Annotated in this window: 2 protein-coding genes; both read left to right on the top strand. The window is 67.0% G+C overall.

Translation table 11 applies throughout. From position 1 onward, the window contains the following. Positions 1 to 171 precede the first annotated feature (171 nt). Positions 172 to 1,626, top strand: a complete 1,455-nt coding sequence (locus ACFWGJ_RS42870) for an MFS transporter (protein ID WP_387334386.1) — start codon at positions 172 to 174, stop codon at positions 1,624 to 1,626. Between the two features lie 445 nt (positions 1,627 to 2,071). Continuing rightward, a partial coding sequence (htpG, locus tag ACFWGJ_RS42865; RefSeq protein WP_387334385.1) for a molecular chaperone HtpG occupies positions 2,072 to 3,337 on the top strand: 1,266 nt, incomplete at its 3' end.

Here is a 3,337-nt window from a genome sequence, read left to right as displayed (position 1 = left end):
GGAGCGTGTTCGCGGCGGTGTCAGAGCTCTCATCCCCTCACAGCTTGCGCGACATCGAACGGCGTACTACGGTGGAACCACGTTCCATCATCGAACAACGTTCGTTCATCGAATCGCGTTCCACATCGGGCGTCGCCCGTCGTGCGGCGATGCTCTGGAAGGAGGCCGGCCATGATCGCGACCACCGAGCCCGCTATCTCCCGTACCTATCCGTCGCTCCGCGCGGCATGGATCCCGCTGGCCGCACTCTGTCTGGCCTTCTTCGTCGAAATGGTCGACAACACGCTGCTGTCGATCGCGTTGCCCACGATCGGCCGTGATCTGGGCAGTGGCACCACCGCCCTGCAATGGGTCACCGGCGCCTATTCGCTGACGTTCGGCGGGCTCCTGCTGACGGCGGGATCCATAGCCGATCGCTTCGGGCGCCGACGCGTGCTGCTGATCGGCCTCGCCGTGTTCGGCCTGCTGAGCCTGTGCGTCGTCGCCGTCGACTCCGCCGGGCAGCTCATCGCCCTGAGAGCCGGACTCGGCATCGCCGCCGCGGCCATGGCGCCCATCACCAACTCGCTCGTCTTCAGGCTGTTCGACGACCAGGCGCTGCGCATGCGCGCGATGACCCTGATGATCATCGTCGGCATGTCCGGGTTCGTGCTCGGTCCTCTGCTGGGTGGTACCGCGCTCGCCCACGCCGGCTGGCAGTGGCTGCTGCTCGTCAACGCGCCGATCGCCCTGATCGCCGCCATCGGCGTGCGACTCGGCGTCGCGGCCGACCGGCCCGACGACATGACCAAGGACCGGCTCGACCTGCCGGCCGCCGCGCTGAGCGTGCTCACCATCGGTCTGGCCTGCTACACGCTGACCAGCGGCGTCGAGCACGGCTGGCTCTCCACCACCACGATCCTGTCGAGCCTCGGCGCCGTGGCCGCGGGCGTCGCGTTCGTGTGGCACGAGCGCCGCAGCGAAGCACCCATGCTGGACCTCAAGATCTTTTACAGTGGAACTGTCCGCGGCGCGGCCATCGCGCAGATCGGTACGTCCATCGCGATGGCCGGTGTGATGTTCGGGCTCATCCTCCACTTCCAGTACGCCTACGGGTGGAGCCCCGTGCGAGCAGGGCTGGCGAACCTGCCGATCATCGTGACCATGATCGCCGCGACACCTCTGTCGGAATGGCTCGCGAAGAGGTTCGGTCACCGCATCGCCTGTCTGGTCGGCGCGGCCTGCCTGGCCGGCGCGCTGGCCGGTCTCGCCTGGGGCGTCGACCACGGGTACGCGGCCATCGCTGTGTGCATGGTCGTGATGACCATCGGGCTGCGTACCGTCATGACGATCTGCGCGATCGCCCTGGTCGAGGCGATGCCGGAAAACCGCACCTCGATCGGCACGGCCCTCAACGACACGGCTCAGGAGGTCGGCACCAGCGTGGGCACGGCCATGGTCGGCACCCTGATCGCCGCCCTGGTCACCACCCGGCTGCCCGCAGGCGTGTGGAGTGACAGCCTCGTGCACTCGTTCTTCCACGGCGAGCGGATCACCTACGCCGTACTGGCGGTGATCGTCGGCCTGGTCGCGGCGGGAGGCGCCGCCACCCTCACCGACTCGCACGCGGTGGAAGAGTCCGCCTGAGGGCGATTTCATGCGCCTTGCCGGAGCGGTGGTCCCGGTCACCGGCATCTCGGCCGGCATCGGCATCGGCATCGCGAAAAGCCGCCGCCGACGCTCCACCAACATCACCGACATGTCATCCGTCAGATGACAAATGTGTTGTCATCTATACGATGACAACCCGGGGGAGGAGCCTGTGACCGCGGTCGGCCGACCATCCGCGTCCAGCGGGGACGCACACAGATCGGCGCCTGCTGCAGCGGCGCATGCGCGAGCAACTCGCCGGGCACATCGCCGGACCCACCCGGCTCGCGGCCGAAGTGCACCCGGCGCGGACCCCGCTGCGCACCGCTCCGCATGCCACCGACGCTGCCGAGCTCATCGGGCCGTCGCGGGCATCCGTCCGCCACGGCCCGGTGCCGTACTTTCATGACGTTCCCGTTGAATCCCATGGAGAGGTTCCCGCATGGACAGCAGTGTCGAGACGCTGGAATTCCAGGCCGAGACACGCCAGTTGCTGCGACTGGTCATTCATTCGATCTACTCGAACAAGGACATCTTCCTGCGCGAGCTGATCTCGAACGCCTCGGACGCACTGGACAAGCTGCGGCTGGAATCGCTGACCGACTCCAGCCTCACCGAGGTCGACACCGCCGACCTGCACATCGCGCTGGAGGCCGACAAGGACGCCCGTACTCTGACCGTCCGTGACAACGGAATCGGCATGAGCCGGGACGATCTCGTGGACCTGATCGGCACGATCGCCAAGTCCGGCACCGCCGGCCTGATGGAGAAGATCAAGCAGTCCAAGGACGCCACCACGGCCGAGAGCCTGATCGGGCAGTTCGGTGTCGGCTTCTACTCCGCCTTCATGGTCGGCGACAAGGTCACGCTGCTCACCCGGCGGGCGGGCTCCGACACCGGCACCCGGTGGGAGTCCGACGGCGAGGGCGCCTACACGATCCAGAGCGTCGACGGCCTGCCCGTGGGCACCTCCGTCACCGTGCACCTCAAGTCGGCCGACAGCGAGGACGACCTGGCCGACTACCTGTCCGAGTCGAAGATCCGCCAGATCGTCAAGCGGTACTCGGACTTCATCCGCTGGCCGATCCGGATGGCCTCCGAGCGCACCGACACCGACGGATCAGCCGCCCCCGCGGTCGACACCCTCAACTCGATGAAGGCCCTGTGGGCCCGGCCGCGCGCCGAGGTCACCCAGGAGGAGTACAACGAGTTCTACAAGCAGCTCAGCCAGGACTGGCTCGACCCTGCCGAGACCATCCACATGCGTGCCGAAGGAACCTTCGAGTACGAGGCGCTCCTGTTCCTGCCCGCCCAGGCACCGTTCGACCTGTTCTCCCAGGAGACCAAGCGCGGGGTGCAGCTGTACGTCAAGCGCGTGTTCATCATGGACGACTGCGAAGCGCTGATGCCGAACTACCTGCGCTTCGTCAAGGGCGTCGTCGACGCCCACGACCTGTCGTTGAACATCTCCCGCGAGATCCTGCAGCAGGACCGCCAGATCCGCGGCGTACGCCGACGCCTGGTCAAGAAGGTCCTCGGCGCGATCAAGACCATGCAGGCGAACGACGGCGAGCGCTACACGAAGCTCTGGGCGCAGTTCGGACGGGTGCTGAAAGAAGGGCTGATCGAGGACACGGACAACACCGAGGCGCTGCTGGAACTGGTGTCGGCCGCTTCCACGAACGACCCGGAGAAGACCACCACCCTG

It is taken from the genome of Streptomyces sp. NPDC060205, from assembly GCF_042728395.1.
In the GTDB taxonomy this organism is placed as follows: Bacteria; Actinomycetota; Actinomycetes; order Streptomycetales; family Streptomycetaceae; genus Streptomyces.
The sequence above is the reverse complement of the archived record's forward strand: the minus strand, read 5'-3'. Positions and strand labels throughout refer to the sequence as shown.

What these genes read in the sequence shown, in the direction of transcription:
- ACFWGJ_RS42870 (WP_387334386.1), top strand. Translation starts at nt 172, where the DNA reads ATGATCGCGACCACCGAGCCCGCTATCTCCCGTACCTATCCGTCGCTC.